Raw genomic sequence first — 20,899 nt, forward strand, 5'->3', positions numbered from 1 at the left:
GCAAAAAAATCCTCCAAGACTGAGTCTTGGAGGATGATAGGTTTATAGGTAGGTTTTAAATTCATCTTCACTGCACATGACAAAGTGTCCCGGTTTCACTTCTCTGAATTCCATCTTTTCTCCGTCTTGCAGCTGATGAATGGACGGATCGTATTTCTTTCGCGTGCGATTTCTTTCATAGTCCGGATCAGGGAGCGGGATAGCGGACAGCAATGATTTCGTGTATGGGTGAAGCGGGTTTTCGTAAAGCTCATCCGCCGGCGCAAGCTCCACCAATTTTCCGAAATACATGACGCCGATGCGGTCGCTGATGTATTTGACCATTGATAAATCATGGGCGATAAACAGGTAAGTGAGCCCTTTTTCTTTCTGCAATTCTTTCATTAAATTGACGACTTGCGCCTGAATGGAGACATCAAGCGCCGAAATCGGTTCGTCCGCGATGATAAACTCCGGATCAACCGCCAGCGCTCTGGCGATTCCGATACGCTGTCTCTGTCCGCCCGAAAATTCATGCGGGTAGCGGTTGGCGTGCTCTTTATTTAAACCGACCGTTTCCAGCAGTTCGTGAACCCGCTGCATCCGCTCTTTTTTCGTTTTTGCCAGGCGGTGAATATCTATTCCCTCGGCAATAATGTCGGCGACTGTCATTCTCGGATTTAAAGATGCGTACGGATCCTGGAAAATCATCTGCATTTTCCGGTTAAACTCCAGCAGTTTCTTGCGGGATTTTTTCCCGTGGACATTTTCCCCGTTAAAGAGAACTTCCCCGCCGGTTGCCTCATACAGCCGGATAATACTGCGGCCCGTCGTTGATTTACCGCAGCCCGATTCTCCGACAAGGCCGAGCGTTTCGCCTTTATAAATATCAAATGACAAATCATCTACGGCTTTTACCGTTCCTTTTTGCGTGAAAAAATGCTGTTTTAAATGTTTGATTTCGAGTAGTTTCTCAGTCATTTTTTTCACCTTCCTTCATTAAAACAGGATGCTGATACGTATTCGGAAGCTGACGGATTTTAGTCTTCACCGCTTCAGGCGGCTCGACCTTAGGCGCATCAGGATGCAGAAGCCACGATTTCACAAAATGCGTATCAGACACTTTATACATCGGCGGTTCCTGTTCAAAGTCAATTTTCATCGCATATGAGCTGCGGAGCGCAAATGCATCCCCTTTCGGAGGATTCGTCAGATCAGGCGGTGTGCCCGGGATGGCCGTCAGTTTTTCCTGATCGGTGCTGTCCAGGCTAGGCATTGAGGCAAGCAGTCCCCACGTATACGGATGGCGCGGATCATAAAAGATTTCATCCACCGTGCCCGATTCGACGACCTGACCTGCGTACATGACGGCGACCCGGTCGGCGACATTGGCGACAACGCCGAGATCATGCGTGATAAAAATGATAGACGTATCAATTTTCTTTTGCAGATCTTTCATCAGCTCAAGGATCTGTGCCTGAATCGTCACATCAAGCGCCGTTGTCGGTTCATCGGCAATTAACAGTTTCGGATTTGCCGCAAGCGCCATCGCGATGACGACACGCTGTCTCATCCCGCCTGAAAATTCATGGGGGAATTGGCCGATTCGTTTTTCGGGCATCGGAATTCCGACGAGATCAAGCAGCTCTATGGCGCGCTTTTTCGCCGCTTCACTTGAGATTTTTTCATGTTTGAAAAGCACTTCCGTAATTTGTTTGCCGACTCTCATCGTCGGGTTCAGAGAGGTCATCGGATCTTGGAAAATCATTCCGATGTCCTTTCCTCTGATAGCCTGCATTTCTTTTTCAGACATCGGCACGATATCGCGTCCGTCAAAAAGAATCTGTCCTCTTTTAAAGTAGCCCGGCGGCATCGGGATCAGTTTCATAATCGCTTGGGAGGTCACACTTTTTCCGGAACCCGACTCCCCCACGATCGCAAGCGTCTCTCCTTTATTCAAATGGAAATTCACGCCGCGGATTGCCTGTACCTCTCCGCCGTATGTTTTAAATGAAATGGCTAAGTCTTTTACTTCTAGCAAGCGTGTCACTCATATCACTCCTTATTTGCGTAACTTAGGATCCAGCGCGTCTCTTAACCCGTCGCCGACAACGTTAAAGCCGAACATCGCCAGGCAGATAAAGCCGGCAGGGAAGAACAAGCGCCAAGGGTAATAGGTTAATGCAGGCAATCCGTCTGAGGCCATCGTTCCCCAGCTCGCAAGCGGCGCAGGTACGCCGAGGCCCAAATAACTTAAAAACGCTTCTGTAAAAATCGCCGTCGGAACCGTCAGTGTCATCGTTACGAGGATAGAGCCCATCGCGTTCGGAACGATATGCTTAAACAAAAGCCGGCCGGTTTTGGCGCCAAGTGTCTGTGAAGCAAGCACATACTCCTGATTCTTTAATTGCAGCACCTGTCCGCGGACGATCCTCGCCATATTGATCCAGCCCGTGATCGTCATGGCGACGATAATGGTCAGCAATCCTTTCGGCAGGACAACCATCAGCAAAATAACCATTAATAATGAAGGAACAGCCCACAGAATGTCGGCGATGCGCATCATCACTTCATCTGTGCGTCCGCCGCGGAATCCGGAAATGCTGCCCCAGATTACGCCGATTAATAAATCAAGCACGGCAGCTGCGACACCGATAAAGATGGAAATCCGCGCGCCCACCCATGTCCGGACGAATATATCCCTTCCAAGGTCATCCGTGCCGAACCAATGATCTTTCGACGGCGCTTTATCCGCATTTAATAGATTGGTAGTGGCATAATCATACCTTGAAAAGACAGGCGCAAAAATCGCCATCAGAATAATAAGAACGATCAGTACGAACCCGACCATCGCAAGCTTATTGCTGCGGAAGCGGAGCATGGCGTCTTTCCAGAGGGAAAGGCTTTTTTTATTTATTTTTTCGGCATCGCCGGCATTAGCTGAAGCTGGTTCAAACATATTTTTAGGAATGTTCTGCATGGTCTAGGCTCCTTTCTTTGCTTTGGAAAGCTTGATTCTCGGATCGATTAATCCGTACAGCACGTCTACAATTAATACGCATAAAAGCAGGAGCACGCTGAAGAACACGGTAACTCCCATAATGACCGTATAATCACGGTTTGTAATGCTGTTTACAAAATGCGCGCCTAAACCGGGAATTCCGAAAATGGATTCAATGATGAAACTTCCCGTTAAAATGGATGCCGCCATCGGCCCCATATATGTCACGACCGGCAAAAGCGCGTTTCGAAGCGCATGGCGCACGGTGACTGACGGACGGGAAAGTCCTTTAGCTTTTGCAGTCCGTATGTAATCGCTGTTTAACACTTCAATCATGCTTGAACGGGAGAGTCTGGCAATGAACGCCATCGGCATGGAAGCGAGCGCAATAGAGGGCAGAAAGGTGTATGCCCAGGATTCCCACCCTGCGACCGGGAACAGTTCTAATTTAATTGAGAAAATATATTGCAAAATCGTCGCCAATATAAAGCTCGGAACTGAGATCCCAAAGATCGTTAAAATCGCAATGGTATAATCCTGCCATTTATTATGGTACAGGGCAGCAAGCACCCCGAAAAGCACACCGAACGCTAAAGCGAGGAGAATAGCTTCTGCACCGAGAGTGAATGAGACGGGGAAGCCTGAATTGATTAAATCATTAACACTTTGGCCTTTATATTTAAAAGAAGGTCCGAAGTCCCACATCGCCACAGATTTTAAGTAGCTGGCATATTGAACGAAAAGAGGCTTGTCCAGGCCATAGTGTTCGTTTAAGTTTGCCTCAATTTCAGGCGGCAGCTTTCTTTCGCCGGAAAATGGTCCGCCCGGCGCTGCCTGCATTAAGAAGAATGTGGCGGTCACAATCACAAACAATGTGATGATCATGTAAATGAATCGTTTACCGATATATTTCAGCAAGGTGAACACCTCCATGTTTTTTACAATTTTATACGTAATCAGTAAGAAAGGTATATGGGGACATCCTCCCCATATACCTTGGGCCTTTTGTTTTCAGAACCGTCTTTTATTCAAAAGAAGCGTTTCTGAAGTAAACTTCGCCTGTTCCTGTCAAGATCACATTTTTGAGGTTTTTATCCTGCACCCAAGGATCCGTATAGAAATAAACTGGCGCGACCGGCATTGCGTCAATAAAGATCTTTTCTGCTTTTTTCAGCTCTTCGATACGTTTATCCGGATCCGTTTCAAGCTGAGATTGGTTCAGCAGCTTTTTAAACTCAGGATCTTCCCATCCGGTATCATTGTTTCCGCCTTCTTTATCACGGAACAATTCAAGGAAGTTGATCGGATCGTTGAAATCGCCGAGCCAGCCCATACGCGCGATTTGGTAGTTCTGGCTGTGCAGCTTGTCGATGTAAACATTCCATTCGGAGTTATCAAGCTCAACTTTGACGCCCAAGTTCTTTTTCCACATTTCCTGTACGGCCTGCGCGATTTTCGCATGCGCGTCATCCGTATTGTAGGACAGTTTGATCGCCGGAAGGTCAGAGGCATTCTTGACGCCTAATTCCTTCAGTCCTTTATTTAAGAATTCTTTAGCTGATTTGACGTCATTGTCTTTGAAATAACCTTTTGTGTTATCCTTGAATCCCTTCATTGACGGCGGCACCGCAGCCATGGCCGGGATTTGTTCGCCCTGCGTTACATTTTTCACGATGGACGAGCGGTCGATCGCATAAGCAAGGGCTTTACGGATGTTGACATTGTTAAGCGGTTTCGCTTCTGTGTTGAATTTGTACCAATACACGCCTGCGATCGGTTCAACGTGAAGAGATCCGTCTTTTTTCAATGTCGGCAGAGATTCAGTCGGAAGCTGGCCGAGCGGCATTCCTGCCCAGTCAAGCTCACCGGCCTGGAATTTTTTCAGTTCGGTGTTGTTATTGTTAATCATCACCATGTTGATTTTCTTCAATTTCACAGCGTCTTTATCCCAATATTGATCGTTCTTTTCGAGCGTGATGGAACCGCTGTGTTTCCAGGCCGTCATTTTGAACGGGCCGTTTGACACATAATTTTCGCCCGCGTTTGTGTTCCAGTTTTTATGTTTTTCCGCAATTTTCTTGTTGACCGGCATATACGTATAGAATGAAGTTAATTGCGTGAAATAAGGTGTCGGGTTATTCAGTTCAACCTTTAATGTTTTGTCATTTACGGCTTTTACGCCTACATCATCAATCTTGCCTTTTCCTGTATTGGCAGCTTCAGCGCCTTTGATGTAGTAGAGCTGATAAGCGTATTGTGATTCGTTGTTCGGGTCAAGCGCCCATTTCCACGCGTATTCAAAATCCTGCGCCGTCACAGGGTCGCCGTTAGACCATTTCGCACCGTCACGAATCGTAAATGTATAGGTCTTTCCGTCTTTGCTTGTTTCAATTTTAGATGCCATTCCTTCTTCAGGCTCACCTTTGGAGTTTACGCGTGTCAATCCTTCAAAAGTCTGTCGGATTACGCCTCCTGAAACGGAATCATTCGCTAAACCCGGATGCAGTGAGAACGGCTCGGTTTTAATATTGATATTAAGTGAAGTCTGTCCTTTGGTGTCTTTTTTACCGCCGCCTGATCCGCCGCTGAATCCGCCGCACGCACTTAATACAAGCGAAAAGATAAGCATCAAACCTACAATAGACCAACGCTTTTTCATGCACTAACCCCCTAATCAAATTTTTCAGCCTTTACTACTAAATACTCAGAAATATCAGACAAAATAACTTAATATTTTTCTAAACTTTAATTGTGTTCCGTCTTTTCTGATTATTTTATGTAAAGAAGCTGTAACAATAGAGTGAACAAGTTCATTATAATGAAATGAATAATTTATTGCAATACTATTTTCTCAATTTAAAATATTTAAATTTGGTCAGTTTTTCTGTCAAAAAGGTGATACACTTCTATAGTTTAAAGCATGACCTAACTAAATTTTTTTATTGCAATTTCCAGTTCATATTGCTTTTTACATATAATATTCGTTATACGAAATGTTGATATACGTTATCATTTAAGCATTTTCAGTTCTTTTTGAGGATTTCCACCCCTTAAGCAAACTGGAAATAAGCTTGTATTCCTCTGATGACATTTGGCTATAATTGATTTATAATAGATCAATCAAATACATTTGTTGTGATTGCGATGATGAAGAATAGTACACATTTTCATCCGTTTGAAGAGAGTCTGCGGTGCTGGGAGCAGGTAACGGGCAATGTGGAATGGACTTCTGAGCAGCTGACCGAACGTTAGTAGGCCCAGCCGGAGCAGCCTCCGTTACCAACGTCTCGAGCGATTCCATTGTAATGGAATAATCAGGGTGGCACCACGGTTCATTCGTCCCTTTTTTCTACGGGAAGAATGGGCTTTTTTTATTATGTTTTAAGAAATGAGGTAAGAACTATGAAGAAAACGATTTTTTCTGGCATTCAGCCGAGCGGTTCCGTTACCCTCGGCAACTACATCGGCGCAATGAAGCAATTTGTCGATTTGCAGCATGACTACAACGGCTACTTCTGCATTGTCGATCAGCATGCGATTACGGTTCCGCAGGATCGGCTTGAACTGCGGAAGAACATCCGCAATCTCGCGGCTCTTTACGTGGCCGTCGGACTTGATCCTGAGAAAGCGACTCTCTTTATCCAGTCGGAGGTTCCCGCTCATGCCCAGGCGGGGTGGATGCTCCAATGCGTCGCATATATCGGCGAGCTTGAGCGGATGACGCAATTTAAGGATAAGTCAAAGGGCAAAGAAGCCGTCGTGTCAGGACTGTTAACCTATCCGCCGCTGATGGCCGGCGATATTTTACTGTACGGAACGGATCTTGTTCCGGTCGGAGAAGACCAAAAACAGCATCTTGAACTGACCCGCAACCTGGCGGAACGCTTTAATAAAAAATACAATGACATCTTCACGATTCCTGAGGTGAAAATTCCTGAATCAGGCGCGCGCATCATGTCACTGGCTGATCCGCTCAAAAAAATGAGCAAATCAGATCCGAACCAAAAAGCATACATCACGCTGCTTGATGAGCCGAAGCAGCTCGAGAAGAAAATCAAGAGCGCCGTGACTGATTCTGAAGGCATTGTAAAGTATGATAAAGAAAACAAACCGGGCGTTTCTAATCTTTTGACGATCTATTCTATTTTAGGAAACACATCAATTGAAGAATTAGAAGCTAAATATGAAGGCAAAGGGTACGGTGAATTCAAAAGCGATTTAGCCGAAGTCGTTATCGGCGCATTGACACCGATCCAAGAGCGCTACCGTGAATTAATTGAGAGCGACGAGCTTGACCGCATTCTCGACGAAGGAGCGGCGCGCGCAAACAAAACGGCCGGCAAAATGGTGAAGAAAATGGAAAACGCCATGGGTCTCGGACGGAAAAGAAGATAAAGAAAAGAGGCGGGATTCTCCCGCCTCTTTTTTAGTTCACTTTTGATTCCTGCTCCATTTCCCAAAGCTTTTCGAAAAACGGCTGCCCTTTAATCAAATTTTCACAGAACGCAAGATGTTTATCTGACCAGCCTTCAATTGTTTCATTGTAAAGCATGTCCCAGATCTCTTCAAAGCTCATCCGTTTGATCTGCTCATACATATGCGGATTCCATTCCGTGTACCAATACACAATTTCCGCACGGTTTTTCAGCCCTTTCAGCTGGTCGAGCGCCATAAACATCAGCTGCTTGATCTGCCGCTCTTTTCTCGTCAGCCCTCTGACATGCTCCGGCGCCAATGACAAAATGTGATATTCCTTTGAAGAGTCCAATTGCGCCGGCTCAAATTGAAACGATTCCGGTTCTACATCCTTTACCATTTCATAAACAAGCTGCTCCTGTCTCGGAATCAGGCGGCTTTTTCTGACCGGAATGGTATACCCGATCGTATCCACGGCAATGATGCCGATCCCGTCTGTCACGACAAAACAATACTCCAGCTTTGTCCGCTCATGATTTTTTCGCACGTATGACTTTTGGTGGACTTGGTCAAGCAGCTCTTTCGGAAGCTCTGATAAGTCGTTTTCTATGTAATGAAATAATACCGACGGCACTCTGAGCAGCGGCGTCTGATCCAAAAGCTCAACCGTGTCTTCCTTCCGCCATTCGTGAAAATGGCATACATTGTAGCCGTTTTCTTCCCCTTCAAACCAATTGACCCATACATCATGAAGAAATAACATATTCGACCCCTCACTTTATAAAAACTGTTGTCCACAGTATAGGCAAGGGGTAGATAAATTATTCCATTTTAATATGAGATTTCCGCATTACGGAGCTGGATTTCCGACTGCATTCCAACAAAAAAAATCTCCCGTTCCGTCCGGGAGATCATTTCACATTTTTCGGATCAAGCGCATCACGCAGCCCGTCACCGACAAAGTTGAAACACAATACAGTAAGAAGGATGAACAATCCCGGAAATAACGGGTACCACCAAGCCTGAATCATAATCGTAAAGTTCTGTGCATCCTGAAGCATATTGCCCCAGCTTGCGATCGGCGGCTGGATACCGAAACCGAGATAACTCAGCGCCGATTCGGCCAGAATAACCGATCCGACTTTTAAAGTGGCTGACACAATAATCGGTCCCAGCGCATTGGGCAGGATATGTGAAAAAATAATTTTATGTGTTTTTGTTCCGATTGTTTTAGCGGCTAATACATATTCTCTCGATCGCAGGGATAAAAATTCTCCCCTGACCAAACGCGCGGTTGTCGTCCAGCCCGTCAGACAGAAAATTAAAATTAATTTATCCACGCCTGGCTTAAAGATTGTAACAAGCGTAATCAATAAGAAAATATCAGGAATGGAAAGAACTATATCCACCAACCGCATAATAACAGCATCTGCGAAACCTTTAAAATAACCCGCTATCGCTCCTAAAATCGTCCCGATAAAAATAGAGCCGACAACAGAGGCAAATCCGACTAGTAAAGAGATTCGCGCGCCGTACAGAACACGGCTGAAGATGTCACGCCCGAATTTATCCGTTCCCATCAAATGTTCAAGACCCGGCGCTTTAAATTTATCAAGCAGGCTTTGCTGCTCTTGAGAATAAGGAGCAATCACCGGCGCAAAAATCGCTGACATAATAATCACGAACAGAATAACAGCACCTGCAACCGCCAGTTTATTTTTCGAAAACTTTTCCCAAAAGATTTTTGTCATGGTTTCCGGTTTCTCAGCAATATTTTCTTTCAGCCCGATCTCCGGTGACGGAGATGTGTTCAGCTCAGCCATCAATGTCCCCCCTTTTAATATTCAATTCTCGGATCAACCACTGCGTATAAAATATCAGCGACAAGGTTGCCAATGACCACAAGAACAGCTGAAATGACGGTCATCGCCATAATGACGGGATAATCACGCTGAAACGCTGAATCAACAAACAGCTTTCCTAACCCCGGCCATGTGAAAATTTGTTCGACAACGACAGATCCTCCGATAAACGAGGGAATCATCAAACCGAAAATTGTAATGACGGGTAATAATGCATTTCTCAATCCGTGTTTAAATAATACACGGTTCTCTTTGAACCCTTTCGCTCTCGCTGTACGGATATAATCCTGATTTAATACATCAAGCATATTGGATCTCGTGTATCTCGTCAGTCCGGCCATATCAGCTGTAGCTAATACGAATGCAGGCAGAATTAAATGATGAATCCGGTCAAATATATTGAAATCGGCATTCAGCGTCTCGACACCGCCGGTCGGAAACCAGCCGAGATTTACTGATAAAATCATAATCAAAATTAATCCAAACCAAAAGTTTGGAATGGCCAGACCTATAAAAGAGGTAAACGTAATGCCATAGTCGAGCTTTGAATAAGGCCGCTTTGCCGACAGGACACCAAACGGAATAGAAATCATAAGAGCCAAAATCGTTGAAACGAGCATCAGCAGCAGCGTATTGGGCATTCGGGCCATAATCAATTCTGAAACAGGCGTTCCTTTTCTGACAATAGACGTTCCGAAATCGCCCTGCACCATGTTGCCGAGCCACTTTAAATATTGAACGTACTGAGGATCATTCAAACCGTATTTTTCAATAAACTGCTCTCTGTCAGCCTGGCTGATCTTCGGGTCCATCATTAATGTCATCGGATCTCCGGGCGCGGCTTTCATAATAACAAATGATAAAATTGTAATTCCCAATAAAATCGGGATAGACATTAAGGTTCTTCTGATAATATATGCAGCCATATACTTGTCCCCCTTTACTTTCCTTATTAAAAACAGAAGAGGGAGAAAACGCTCTCCCTCCCCTTTAAGGGAAAATTATTTTGCAAGCCACCATTTTTCGATATTATACAATTCACGTTTCGGATGATATTTGAATCCTTCAAGATTTTGCGGCATTGCCATATGGTTGTTAGGGTAATACAAGAACGTATACGGCTGATCTTCCGCAATTTTTTGATAGATCTGCTCATATTCTTTTGAATACTGCTTTCTGTCACTTATTGATTTTGCATCTTTCATGAGCTTATCCGCTTCGGCATTTTTATACCAAACGTAGTTTAAGCCCTTTTTAATCTGGCTTGAATGGAAGATGTCATATTGATCTGGGAATGTGGATAAACTCCATCCCATGACCATTGCATCAAAATCCCAATTCGGAGGGTTCATTTGTTCAACGAGAGCGCTCCATTCAACGATTTGGGTCTTCACTTCAATGCCGATTTTTTTCAGCTGTTCCTGGACGACGACAGCGATGTCTTCACGGACTTTGTTTCCTTGGTTCGTTTTAAGCGTAAACGAGAATTTCTTTCCGTCTTTATCCAGGATGCCGTCACCGTTTGTATCTTTCCAGCCGGCTTCTGCAAGCATCTGTTTCGCTTTTTTCTCGTTGTACGCAAATTTCGGAACTTCTATATCTTTAGGATAGTTCCAAGATAAAGGGGATTCCGGAATGTAGGCTACCTTGCCGTCTCCGTCTAATACTTGGCTGACGATTGACTCGCGGTCAAGAGCGGTTGTCAGCGCCTGACGGACCTTTTTATCTTTAAATAATTCATTTTTTTCATTCCACCCGATGTACACGTAACTTAATGCCAAATCAGTAACGACTTTCAGATTATTAAATTTTTCAGCCGTTTTGTAGTCAGTCGCGGGCACATTAAAGAAATTAATATCGCCTGCCTGCAGCTGAGCAACGGCAGCATTTGCGTCGGGAATGACTTTATACGTTACAGTATCTAAATACGGTCTTCCTGCAAAATAATCATTATTCGCTTCGAGTTTAATATATTGGCCCTGCTTCCATTCTTTAAACTTAAATGGTCCTGAACCGATCGGTTTCTTTCTGTTAAACTCATTTTCTTCTAAATCAGCAATCGGAACATTACCGAGAATGTGCTTCGGCAGAATGGCTGTGCTGTCTAACGCATTATTGTAAAAATTACCGTCTTTATATTTCAGCTTGAACAATACTTCGTAATCGCCTTTTTTCTCTACGGATTTCAGCATTTCATATGTTGATCCGCGTTCTCCCTTGTAATCTTTGCTTAAAGGGACACTGTACGTAAATACGACGTCATCTGCAGTCAGTTCTTTTCCGTCATGAAACTTAACGCCTTTTTTAATTTTCACATCATATGCTAGGCCGCCGTCTAATTCTTTAATATTTTCAGCGAGTGATAATTTCACGTTCAGTTTTTCATCCGTTTTCGTTAAAAAGCTGTACAGCATATTTTCAATATCCGTACTTGCGTCATCTGTAGAATACAGAGAGTTAAAAAGTGTGGGTTCCCCGATTGACCCGACAACCAAATCTCCTCCTTTTTGCGGCTTTCCTGCCGGTTTGGATTCGGTGCTTGTGGATTTTGAGCCGGAGCAGGCGGACAGGAAGATGGCGAGCGCCATAAAAACACTTAGCATCATCAGTGCGCTTTTACGTAATTTCATATCAATTCCCCCTTTGTGATATATATGCAGCAAACTGGTTATGTAATCCGGCATACCCCCTCTCGAAGCTTGTCATTTCAGGCATATAAATGGCAGGCGACGTAATGGCCGGGAGCGGCTTCTTCAAATGCCGGGATTTGTTCCTTGCAGATCGGTTTGGCCATTGGGCACCGCGTGTGAAACACGCAGCCTTTCGGCGGGTTTGCCGGGCTTGGCAGTTCTCCTTTCAGGATGATTCGTTCCCGCTTGACGGCGTCTTTTTTTCTCGTGACGGGCACTGAAGACAAAAGCGCTTGCGTATAAGGATGAAGCGGATTGCCGTACAGCTCGTGTTTATCGGTCAGCTCCATCATTTTTCCCAGATACATGACGCCGACTCTGTCGCTGATATGGCGGACAACACTCAAATCATGAGAAATAAACAAATAGGTCAGGTTGAATTCTTCCTGCAGTTCTTCCATCAGATTGATGACCTGGGCCTGAATGGAGACATCGAGTGCGGAAACGGGTTCATCCGCAATAATCAGCTCGGGATTCAACGTCAGAGCCCGCGCAATCCCGATCCGCTGGCGCTGCCCTCCGGAAAATTCGTGCGGATAGCGGTTTGCAAAGCTCGGATGAAGACCGACTTTCGCCAGCAGCTCCTCCACTCGCTCGTTCCGCTCGCTCATGCTGTACATATGGTGAGTCTGGAACGGCTCTTTAATAATGGAACGCAGCGTTTTCCTCGGGTTAAGGGATGCGAAGGGATCTTGGAAGACCATCTGGATGTTTTTGCGGACGCTTTTTCTCAGCTTTTCTTCTGATAAGCCGGAGATATCCTGACCCTTAAAAAGAATCCGGCCGTCTGTCGGCTTGTATAAACGGATCATCGTCCTTCCCGCCGTTGATTTGCCGCATCCTGATTCACCGACGATGCCGAGCGTCTCCCCGCGCTTCAGTGAAAAAGAAACGCCGTCAACAGCCTTTATATCACCGACTTTCCTTTGAAAAAAACCGGAGCGGATCGGGAAATATTTTTTTACGTCTTTCAGCTCTAAAATCGTTTCTTGGCCTGCAGCTGTCATTTTGATTGGGCACCCTCTTCCTCATATAAAAAACATCTTACAGAACGGCCGCTTTCATGCGTTATCAGCTCCGGCTGCCCTGTTTTGCATTTGTCCATCGCTTTTGAACACCTCGGGGCGAATCGGCAGCCTTCCGGAAGATTATCCGGTGTCGGGACACTGCCTTTGATCGCTTTTAATGTATCAATCTCTCCATCTATCACCGGTATGGAGTTTAACAGCCCTTCGGTATACGGATGAAGAGGGTTTAAAAATAAGTCCTCCACACTCGCGCTCTCTACGACTTGTCCGCAGTACATCACGATCACCCTGTCGGCGGCTTCGGAAACCACACCTAAATCGTGAGTGATCAGCAGAATGGAAGTATCGAATTTTTTGCAGAGGTCTTTCATCAGCTCCAATACTTGGGCTTGTATCGTCACATCAAGCGCCGTCGTCGGCTCATCAGCGATCAGAAGCTTCGGATTGCAGCTGAGCGCGATGGCGATCATCACCCTCTGTCTCATCCCTCCGGAAAGACGGTGCGGATATTCTTTCATCACTTGTTCCGCTCTGGAGAATCCGACGAGCTCCAGAAGCTCAACGGCTTTTTTAGCCGCTTCTCTTTTATTCATTTTTTTATGGTATTCAAGCACTTCGGTAATTTGTTCGCCGATGGTCAGCACCGGATTCAGGGAAGTCATGGGCTCCTGAAAGATCATAGAGACGTCATTTCCGCGGATTTTGCAATATTCGTTTTCGGTGAAGGAGGCCAGGTCCCTGCCTTCAAGCTTAATCGAGCCGTCCATAATTTTTCCGCCCGAGCCTTGGACAAGTCCCATAATAGAAAGCGAGGTGATGCTTTTGCCCGAGCCGGATTCTCCTACAAGAGCGACGGTTTCGCCTTTGTTAATGTGAAAATCAACCCCGTCGACTGCGGGGATCGGCTGTTTCTTTCTGAAAAAATAGGTCTTTAAATTATTCACTTCTAATAGTGTGCTCATGATACGCCCCTTTCTCATTCCGCTGAAGCAGAGGGAAACATACGTTTCGCTATCACAAAATATAGAATAGTCGAAAAATTTTATAGTTGTATATTATTACATCATTATTACAAAAGCAAGAATTTTTTAGGATAAATGTAATATCCTTAAATAATTTCCATTCTTTTAATCTATTAATGCGTTGCCTCCAGAAAGGTTTTTGAAGGGATAGCCAATGCTTCTTTTACTGTTTTTTGATGGTCGGTTAAATATTTTTTTACTATATTGAATCCGACAGCATAGCCGAGCATTGAGGGGAAGTATCCTTTTCCGTATAACAGCTGGGAAAACATTCTGCTGTCTCTCGTTAAGCGGAGGTTCGGCTTGACTCTTTTTTCAAACAGAAAATCAAGCTGCTCAGGCGTATAGTAGGACGTCCATTCCGCCGTAAGACTTGAGCCGAACCGCTCATATACAGCATATTCTGCCAGCCCCTCCATCATGATTGTATCAAGAAATGTCTCATCTTTTTCGTCCTTTGTCACATGTTCTAACCGGCAGACGTGATTATATTCATGTGTCATAAGGGCGGATACAGCTGAATTGGAACTATCCGACGATAGAAAGAGGAACATTTTGTCCCGAAAGGCCAGACCGGATTTTGATCCGAATTCCTGACGGATTTTCCGGTTTCGTTCATCGACGGGCAAAACTACGATCGGCACGTCCGGCCCGTTCCACTTCTCCTTTAAATAGGCTTCCTCCTTTTGAATATGACTGTAGCATCCTTTTTCTTTCAGCCGTTTACTGGTCCTAACGCCGTCCTTCAAATGGCGGAACATGCCGTGGTTTTGCAGCATCCCGAGTATCGGCTTCCACTCTTTCTTATCGGCCCCTGAAAAAAGCGGCAAAAGATGCGGGGCCAGATCATTTACGGATGCCGCCTTTTCCATCCATTGATATGTCTGCTTGACGCTCATACCGGTTCGCCTCCTCTTGTTGTTATCATATGCACGCACAAAAAAACCGGCCACCTTTTTCAGGCAGCCGGTCAAAACTGTATTATTGATATTTTTTAAAGATCAAAGTGGCATTATGTCCGCCGAAGCCGAGCGAGTTGCTGAGAACGACGTTGACATCCTGCTCGCGCGCTTTGTCCGGTACATAATCTAAATCACACTCTTCATCAGGTGTTTCGATGTTAATCGTCGGCGGGATAATGCCGTCTTTAATGGCCATGACGGAGAAGATTGCTTCAATTCCTCCGGCAGCGCCTAACAAATGACCCGTCATTGATTTTGTCGAACTGACGGCAAGCTTGTACGCATGATCACCGAAAACGGTCTTAATGGCTTTTGTCTCGTATTTATCATTGTAGTACGTGCTTGTGCCGTGAGCGTTGATGTAGTCAATTTCTTCAGGCTTGATGCCCGCATCTTTGATTGCTTCCTGCATCGCTCTCGCACCGCCTTCCCCGTCTTGGGCAGGCGCGGTAATGTGGTAGGCGTCACCCGTTGAGCCGTAGCCGACAATTTCCCCGTAGATTTTCGCACCGCGGGCAAGGGCATGCTCAAGCTCTTCAAGCACGATGATCCCCGCGCCTTCTCCCATGACAAAGCCGTCACGGTTTTTATCAAACGGGCGGCTTGCCGTTTTCGGATCAGGATTTGTAGAAAGGGCTTTGTTTGCGCTGAAGCCTGCAAATGACATTCTTGTCAGCGGCGCTTCTGTTCCGCCCGTAATCATCGCATCGGCATCGCCGCGCTGAATGACTTTAAACGCGTCACCGATAGAGTTCGTTCCCGTCGCACATGCCGTCACCGTACAGGAGTTGACTCCTTTTGCTCCGAGAGCGATTGAGATTTGGCCTGTCGCCATATCAGGAATCATCATCGGAACAAAGAACGGGCTGACCCTTCTCGGCCCTTTTGTCAGGAAGATTTCGAATTGGGATTCAAGCGTTTCAAGACCGCCGATTCCGGACCCGACCCAAACGCCGACTCTCGGCGCGATCTCGTCTGTGATGTTAAGACCGGCATCTTGAACGGCCATTTTCGCGGCTACGACAGCGTATTGCGTGAAGCGGTCCATTTTTCGCGCTTCTTTTTTATCCATGTGATTTTCAATATTGAAATCTTTCAGTTCAGCAGCTACTTTCGCCGGATACTCGTCCGATTCCACACGTGTGATCGGTCCGATTCCGGATACGCCGCCGATTGCATTTTTCCAGCTTGTTTCGGCGTCGTTTCCAAGCGGAGACAGGGCTCCAAGCCCTGTAACGACTACTCTTTTTTTACTCATCTTGTGTGCACCTCACTTTTTTTTATCGTCCCCAGCGTATTGCTATGGCGCCCCATGTCAATCCTCCGCCGAAACCGACCATGACGATGACGTCGCCGTCTTTAATTTTACCTGCTTCCAGTTCCTCTACTAATGAAATCGGAATGGATGCTGCGGATGTGTTTCCATATTTATGGACTGTTTTAGACATCTTTTCAACCGGAAGCTCCAAACGTTCCCGTGCCGCTTCCATGATGCGGATGTTTGCTTGATGCGGAATCAAAAAGTCTACGTCCTCTTTGGAGAGGCCGGCTTTTTCAATGACATTTACACTCGATTCACCCATTTGCCGGACGGCGAATTTGAATACTTCTCTTCCATGCATGATTGTATGCCCTTTTTCATCTAAGTACAAGTGCTGGCCGCCTGTACCGTCTGCTCCGAGCTCAAATGACAGTATGCCTCTGTCGTCGCTGACCGGTCCGATGACCGCCGCTCCGGCTCCGTCTCCGAACAGCACAGCCGTATTGCGGTCGTCCCAGTCGGTAATGCTTGAGAGCTTTTCCACGCCGACCACGAGGACATGTTTGTATGTTTGCGATTCAATGAATTGTTTGGCGGTTACGATACCGTACATAAAACCCGCACATGCGGCGCTGATATCCATCGCGCACGCTTTTTTGGCCCCGAGCTTCTCTTGTATCATACAGGAAACGGTAGGGAAAGACTGGTCAGGAGTAACCGTCGCCACGAGGATCATATCAAGCTCCTCAGCGGAAATGCCGGCCTGATCAAGCGCTTTTTGCGCAGCCTCAGCGGCCATGCCGGATGAATACATATCTTCCGCGGCGATTCTTCTTTCTTCTATACCTGTTCTCGTACGAATCCACTCGTCCGATGTATCTACCATTTGTTCAAGATCATGATTTGTCAGCACTTTTTCCGGGATGTAACGGCCGACGCCAAGAATTCCAGCTTTCATTGGAAAAGACTCCTTTTTTATAATGAATTTAAAACTAATTAGTTATGATCAATTATTAGTATCAGGTACTAATTCTACCCTATTTTTTTTCTGTTGGCAATATATTCGTCTAAACTATCGGACGCTGCTCCTCATAGAATAAAAGGAAGACGAAAGGAGGCTTCACTATGGATATATTCTCCAAAATGATGTTCGGCGATTCCAGAGACCGGGATAAAGAACCGGAAGAAACCCCTGAGCAGCCTCAGGCTGAAAACGAAGAAGAGATCGATTACAACCACGTGATGAATCAGCTGGGGTCCATCATGAACTCTCTGGATCAATTAAAGCCCGTTTTTAAAGACTTCGCGCCGATGGTGTCCGCTATAAAGAAAAAAATCATGTGAAAAGCCACTTCATGAAAAGTGGCTCTCTTTATTTATTCAGCTCCCCGGCATCAGATCTGCCAAGCTCATACGCTTCCGCCATGACCGATGTAAACAGGTCCATAAACGGCTGAATCATTTCCATAGACAGATCTATGCCGGATTTCTCAAGCTTCGCCTTTGCTTCCGGCAGATATTTCATCGCGATCTGCATAAATTCAAGAGACTTTTCATGCTGCATGTGTATCCACCTCTATTCATTTGACGGCAGTTCATTTGTTCGGTTATACGTTTTGACAAGGTCTGAGATTTTGTCTTGAAATGCTTTGTCCACCAGAGGGCTGAACGTCCCCATTTCAACGACTCCTTCCCTGAAATCAAAGTTGTGATCTCCGCTCTTGAGCGTACCTTTATTATATTGCTCGGCAATTAATGTATAGGCTTTATCTACGTTTTGCACCGTGCTTGTCAGCACCGTGTTTTTACCGAGATTCGATTGCTCGGCGACATAGCCGATGGCGTAAAGCCCGTCTTTTTTGATTTGCTGAATGACAGGAACATTATACCCGTCTCCGGCCGGATATACAACATCCGTGCCTTCCGCTTTTAACTTCTCGTATAGATGCAGCGCTTCATTGCCGTTATCCCAGTGGTCCGTAAATTCAGTATTGACGGTGATATCAGGCTTTTCATATTTCGCCCCTTTGATAAAGCCGTCTACTTCAGGCTGCCACAAAAAGGAGGCGATGACGCCTACCTCATTGGTTTTTGACATATGGGCGGCCGTCATTCCCCCAAAAAAGCCCATTGCTTCACCCATAAGGTGAACGCTTGTGACATTATCGCTTTTCGCCGTTCCGTTTGCGACGACGAATTCCATGTCGGGATAATCCTTGCTGATCATATTGAAGATTTCCTCGTATTCATTTCCGTGCCCGTATAAAAGATTGACTCCTTTTTTATGAAAATCATCTATCGCTTTTAAAATATCTTCATCGGATCTGATATTTTCTTTATAATAAACGTCAACGTTAAATTCAGATTGTATCGCTAATAAACCTTTGTAACCTTTTGTGCCCCATACCAAGTCACTGATGGTATCGGGAAAAAGCATTCCGACCTTCTCAATTTTTCCTTTAAACGGAGTTTGTGCGCATCCGCTCAATAAAAGGAGGAGAGAAAAGATCATGACAAGCCTGGTGATCAAGCCATGTTCAACCCCTTTTCAAACTCATAACATGTATAATTGATATACGTTTATTGTAGCGGTAATGCACATAACATGGAAGGTATTTCTTAAAAAATGTCGAATATTGATGAAAATTGTCTTTTCCACTCTTGAATTTTTTCTTTTGCTTCCGTTTTTTGCGTTTTTTCTTTTATTTCCAGGGTAATAATCTGATTTTCGTCTTCTGTGCCGTCAGCCTCAAGCTGATTCATCAGCCCGCAGACTGCGTCTTCTAAATAGATCCTGCTTTCGCCATCTTCTTTTGCTTCTGTCCACGGACCGTAGAGGGGAGGAAGGATAATCGCTTTTGCCGTATCCCGCTGACCGTTGTTTTCCCAGTCTCCGTGATCCTCACTGTAAACAATCCAATATAAAGGCTCAGCCCTTTCTTCAGGCAGACACCCGCTCCCGTATTGAACGCAGATACGATCGTATTCCTTTTCACCGATTTCATCTATTATTTGAAAAAGCCCGTTTCTCGCGAGCCACATTAAACGTTCTTCTAAATACAGCTGCCTCGTTTTGTCCTCCGGTTCTGCCAAAATGACATCGACATGCACACCCTCATCCATCAACCGTTCGCACAATGAAAGGCCGAGAAATTCATCTGCTCCAATGATCAGCGCTGTCTTCATCACATCTGCCGCCTTTCCGGTTTTTCATTCGCACACAAGCCAAACAGCCCTCTGAAAAGAGATGGCTGTTGTATTCTATTCATTACAGGTCTTTTTCATGACTGCGGAAAAACCGGCAGATGGCTCTGTACATACGCGCAGGGTTCTCAAGCAGGTGATACGTGATATCAGTCTTGCTTCCGGTCTTTTCCCGGGCTTCTTTATACGCGTTCGCATGCAGGGTGTACGGGTACGGCGCTCCGGTCGTTCTTTGCCATATATGTACCGGCACGCGGGTGCGGCAACCGGTAATGGTCTGATAGCTCAGTGAGCTTGCCTCTTTTTCAGAAACACCGAAGCTTTGTGCCGTTTCCCTCAGGAACTGCTTATAAAAAAACTTATTTTCTTTCTCTGATTCAAAATGGGCTTGAAGATCAAGACAAGGATCTAACATTGCGGCTGAACGGATATGCTCCGGTGAAGACTGCAGCAATTGATCGGCGATAAGGGCGCCCATGCCTTCTGCGAGCAAGTGTATTTTCGGATTGAGGGTTTCTTGTTTCAGCACATAATGCATCAGCTGTCTGGCGTAAAGGACGGCTTTTTCCGAACCCCAATGCCGTCCGTATAAATTGCTGTTAAAAATGGTGTACCCTCTGTCAAGCAGCACATGTAACAGCTGCTTTCTCCCTTCATGTTCGAGCCAAAAGCTTGAGTCCCGGCTGACAAAGTGGGTTCTGTCCCCCAGAATAAAGATACAGAAGCCGTTCGGCCGATACGGCAGATGGATGACGTTCAGCTCAGATCCGAATTGGAAAAATCTTTCCGTAATCCCCATGCCTGCCCGCCTCCTTTTACTCCTAATCTCTCTATTGGCTATCATATGTAAGAAGAATGAAAACGGATCGGATAAACTCCTATTTGCTGCTATGTTTTGGCTATTATCCCAAGCACAGGAACCGAATTTCCCTTCAGACGGCTGGACAGGCGGGCACATGTCAGTTTCAGGCGCGCTTTTTGATGAGAAAATGACCTTCCGCCCGCGCCTTATGTATGGTATGATACAACGTAGAATAAAATGAAGGACGAGGTGGAAACGTGCGGTTAGTTATCGGTTTTATTTGGACGTTCCTTTTAACACATATGGCCTGTTATTTGATCGCCTCCATGAACAGCGCGGCGTACAATTTCAAGCAATCATCCGTTATCGCCGTGGTTATTGCGGTGCTAGTCTTTGTTCTTGCGGAGATCATGCCTGTCAAACAGGATGCAAACCAGCATTAAATAAAAAAACCTGCTATTCAGCAGGTTTTTTTGTGTTCACGGTTTTCGTTGATACGTCCACAATCTGTTATGGTTTGAAGTTTCAGGGAACATTTCTCCCACCGTAAGCTTGATTTTTTGCGGGTTTTTGACCATGCTTCCCGTTTCGCCGATTTCAACGTACACACCGTTATTCGGCGCTTTTTGTCCCGGGCGGAATTGATGCTGCTGTCCCACGTCATTTCCTCCT

Annotated in this window: 22 protein-coding genes and 1 other annotated feature; of the genes, 3 read left to right on the forward strand and 19 right to left on the reverse strand. The window is 45.6% G+C overall.

Features of this window, described 5'->3' with window-relative positions:
• Window positions 1-42: 42 nt before the first annotated feature.
• From oppF to OQ477_RS09590, 5 genes are all read right to left on the reverse strand, one after another.
• Window positions 43-960, reverse strand: coding sequence for an oligopeptide ABC transporter ATP-binding protein OppF (gene oppF, locus OQ477_RS09570; protein WP_265972214.1), 918 nt, complete (start codon window positions 958-960; stop codon window positions 43-45).
• A complete protein-coding gene (locus OQ477_RS09575; RefSeq protein WP_265972216.1) occupies window positions 953-2,029 on the reverse strand; it encodes an ABC transporter ATP-binding protein in 1,077 nt (358 codons plus the stop codon). The genes oppF and OQ477_RS09575 overlap by 8 nt, the downstream gene beginning before the upstream one ends.
• Before the next feature lie 12 nt (window positions 2,030-2,041).
• Window positions 2,042-2,959 carry an oligopeptide ABC transporter permease OppC gene (oppC, locus tag OQ477_RS09580; RefSeq protein ID WP_007409113.1) on the reverse strand — a complete coding sequence of 306 codons (918 nt, stop codon included), beginning with the start codon at window positions 2,957-2,959 and terminating at the stop codon, window positions 2,042-2,044.
• A gap of 3 nt (window positions 2,960-2,962) precedes the next feature.
• Window positions 2,963-3,898, reverse strand: coding sequence for an ABC transporter permease (locus OQ477_RS09585; protein ID WP_014417417.1), 936 nt, complete (start codon window positions 3,896-3,898; stop codon window positions 2,963-2,965).
• Window positions 3,899-4,004: 106 nt separating this feature from the next.
• Complete coding sequence (locus tag OQ477_RS09590) at window positions 4,005-5,639, reverse strand: peptide ABC transporter substrate-binding protein (RefSeq protein ID WP_061581909.1); 1,635 nt, start codon at window positions 5,637-5,639, stop codon at window positions 4,005-4,007.
• A gap of 476 nt (window positions 5,640-6,115) precedes the next feature.
• Window positions 6,116-6,327: a binding site (T-box leader), on the forward strand.
• 55 nt (window positions 6,328-6,382) lie between these two features.
• Between OQ477_RS09590 and trpS the strand changes: the two genes are divergently transcribed.
• Window positions 6,383-7,375 carry a tryptophan--tRNA ligase gene (gene trpS, locus OQ477_RS09595; protein WP_012117281.1) on the forward strand — a complete coding sequence of 331 codons (993 nt, stop codon included), beginning with the start codon at window positions 6,383-6,385 and terminating at the stop codon, window positions 7,373-7,375.
• 31 nt (window positions 7,376-7,406) lie between these two features.
• Here trpS and OQ477_RS09600 read toward each other — a convergent pair whose 3' ends face one another.
• The 9 genes from OQ477_RS09600 to OQ477_RS09640 all read right to left on the reverse strand — a co-directional run bounded on the left by OQ477_RS09600 (window position 7,407) and on the right by OQ477_RS09640 (window position 17,179).
• Window positions 7,407-8,159 (reverse strand): YjbA family protein, encoded by a 753-nt coding sequence (locus OQ477_RS09600; RefSeq protein ID WP_265972217.1) that lies wholly within the window; start codon window positions 8,157-8,159, stop codon window positions 7,407-7,409.
• A 148-nt stretch (window positions 8,160-8,307) separates the two neighbouring features.
• A complete protein-coding gene (opp4C, locus tag OQ477_RS09605; RefSeq protein WP_007610598.1) occupies window positions 8,308-9,219 on the reverse strand; it encodes an oligopeptide ABC transporter permease in 912 nt (303 codons plus the stop codon).
• A gap of 14 nt (window positions 9,220-9,233) precedes the next feature.
• Entirely contained in the window at window positions 9,234-10,184 is a 951-nt protein-coding gene (gene appB, locus OQ477_RS09610; protein WP_007610596.1) for an oligopeptide ABC transporter permease AppB, read from the reverse strand.
• A gap of 75 nt (window positions 10,185-10,259) precedes the next feature.
• Window positions 10,260-11,888 carry a peptide-binding protein gene (locus OQ477_RS09615; RefSeq protein WP_025851951.1) on the reverse strand — a complete coding sequence of 543 codons (1,629 nt, stop codon included), beginning with the start codon at window positions 11,886-11,888 and terminating at the stop codon, window positions 10,260-10,262.
• Between the two features lie 77 nt (window positions 11,889-11,965).
• Complete coding sequence (locus OQ477_RS09620) at window positions 11,966-12,955, reverse strand: ABC transporter ATP-binding protein (RefSeq protein ID WP_007610590.1); 990 nt, start codon at window positions 12,953-12,955, stop codon at window positions 11,966-11,968.
• On the reverse strand, window positions 12,952-13,938 hold the full coding sequence (locus OQ477_RS09625; protein ID WP_029325950.1) for an ABC transporter ATP-binding protein: 987 nt from the start codon (window positions 13,936-13,938) through the stop codon (window positions 12,952-12,954). Before OQ477_RS09625 ends, OQ477_RS09620 begins: the two co-directional genes overlap by 4 nt.
• A gap of 173 nt (window positions 13,939-14,111) precedes the next feature.
• Window positions 14,112-14,897 carry a DUF2268 domain-containing protein gene (locus OQ477_RS09630; RefSeq protein WP_029325951.1) on the reverse strand — a complete coding sequence of 262 codons (786 nt, stop codon included), beginning with the start codon at window positions 14,895-14,897 and terminating at the stop codon, window positions 14,112-14,114.
• Between the two features lie 82 nt (window positions 14,898-14,979).
• Window positions 14,980-16,218, reverse strand: a complete 1,239-nt coding sequence (gene fabF / locus OQ477_RS09635) for a beta-ketoacyl-ACP synthase II (RefSeq protein WP_007610580.1) — start codon at window positions 16,216-16,218, stop codon at window positions 14,980-14,982.
• 22 nt (window positions 16,219-16,240) lie between these two features.
• Window positions 16,241-17,179, reverse strand: coding sequence for a beta-ketoacyl-ACP synthase III (locus tag OQ477_RS09640; RefSeq protein WP_007409122.1), 939 nt, complete (start codon window positions 17,177-17,179; stop codon window positions 16,241-16,243).
• A 167-nt stretch (window positions 17,180-17,346) separates the two neighbouring features.
• On the opposite strand from OQ477_RS09640, the gene OQ477_RS09645 reads away from it, so the two are divergent.
• A complete protein-coding gene (locus OQ477_RS09645) occupies window positions 17,347-17,565 on the forward strand; it encodes a hypothetical protein (RefSeq protein ID WP_007610579.1) in 219 nt (72 codons plus the stop codon).
• A 28-nt stretch (window positions 17,566-17,593) separates the two neighbouring features.
• Here the strand turns inward: OQ477_RS09645 and OQ477_RS09650 are convergent, their stop codons facing one another.
• The 4 genes from OQ477_RS09650 to OQ477_RS09665 all read right to left on the reverse strand — a co-directional run bounded on the left by OQ477_RS09650 (window position 17,594) and on the right by OQ477_RS09665 (window position 20,224).
• The gene (locus OQ477_RS09650) at window positions 17,594-17,785 is read right to left on the reverse strand and encodes a ComZ family protein (RefSeq protein WP_061581907.1); all 192 of its coding nucleotides are present in this window, start codon (window positions 17,783-17,785) and stop codon (window positions 17,594-17,596) included.
• Window positions 17,786-17,797: 12 nt separating this feature from the next.
• Window positions 17,798-18,751 carry a BMP family ABC transporter substrate-binding protein gene (locus tag OQ477_RS09655; RefSeq protein ID WP_007610578.1) on the reverse strand — a complete coding sequence of 318 codons (954 nt, stop codon included), beginning with the start codon at window positions 18,749-18,751 and terminating at the stop codon, window positions 17,798-17,800.
• A gap of 89 nt (window positions 18,752-18,840) precedes the next feature.
• Window positions 18,841-19,407: a hypothetical protein gene (locus tag OQ477_RS09660; RefSeq protein WP_265972224.1), complete on the reverse strand. Its 567-nt coding sequence runs from the start codon at window positions 19,405-19,407 to the stop codon at window positions 18,841-18,843.
• 82 nt (window positions 19,408-19,489) lie between these two features.
• Window positions 19,490-20,224: a hypothetical protein gene (locus OQ477_RS09665; RefSeq protein ID WP_007610576.1), complete on the reverse strand. Its 735-nt coding sequence runs from the start codon at window positions 20,222-20,224 to the stop codon at window positions 19,490-19,492.
• A gap of 260 nt (window positions 20,225-20,484) precedes the next feature.
• Here OQ477_RS09665 and OQ477_RS09670 point away from each other — a divergent pair, with 260 nt between their 5' ends.
• Window positions 20,485-20,670, forward strand: a complete 186-nt coding sequence (locus OQ477_RS09670; protein WP_032874447.1) for a YjzD family protein — start codon at window positions 20,485-20,487, stop codon at window positions 20,668-20,670.
• A 36-nt stretch (window positions 20,671-20,706) separates the two neighbouring features.
• On the opposite strand, the gene OQ477_RS09675 is transcribed toward OQ477_RS09670, so the two are convergent.
• Entirely contained in the window at window positions 20,707-20,886 is a 180-nt protein-coding gene (locus OQ477_RS09675; protein ID WP_003155070.1) for a YjzC family protein, read from the reverse strand.
• Between the last annotated feature and the right edge of the window lie 13 nt (window positions 20,887-20,899).

The sequence above is a fragment of the Bacillus sp. ChL18 genome (genome assembly GCF_026241425.1).
GTDB classification, from domain to species: domain Bacteria; phylum Bacillota; class Bacilli; order Bacillales; family Bacillaceae; genus Bacillus; species Bacillus velezensis.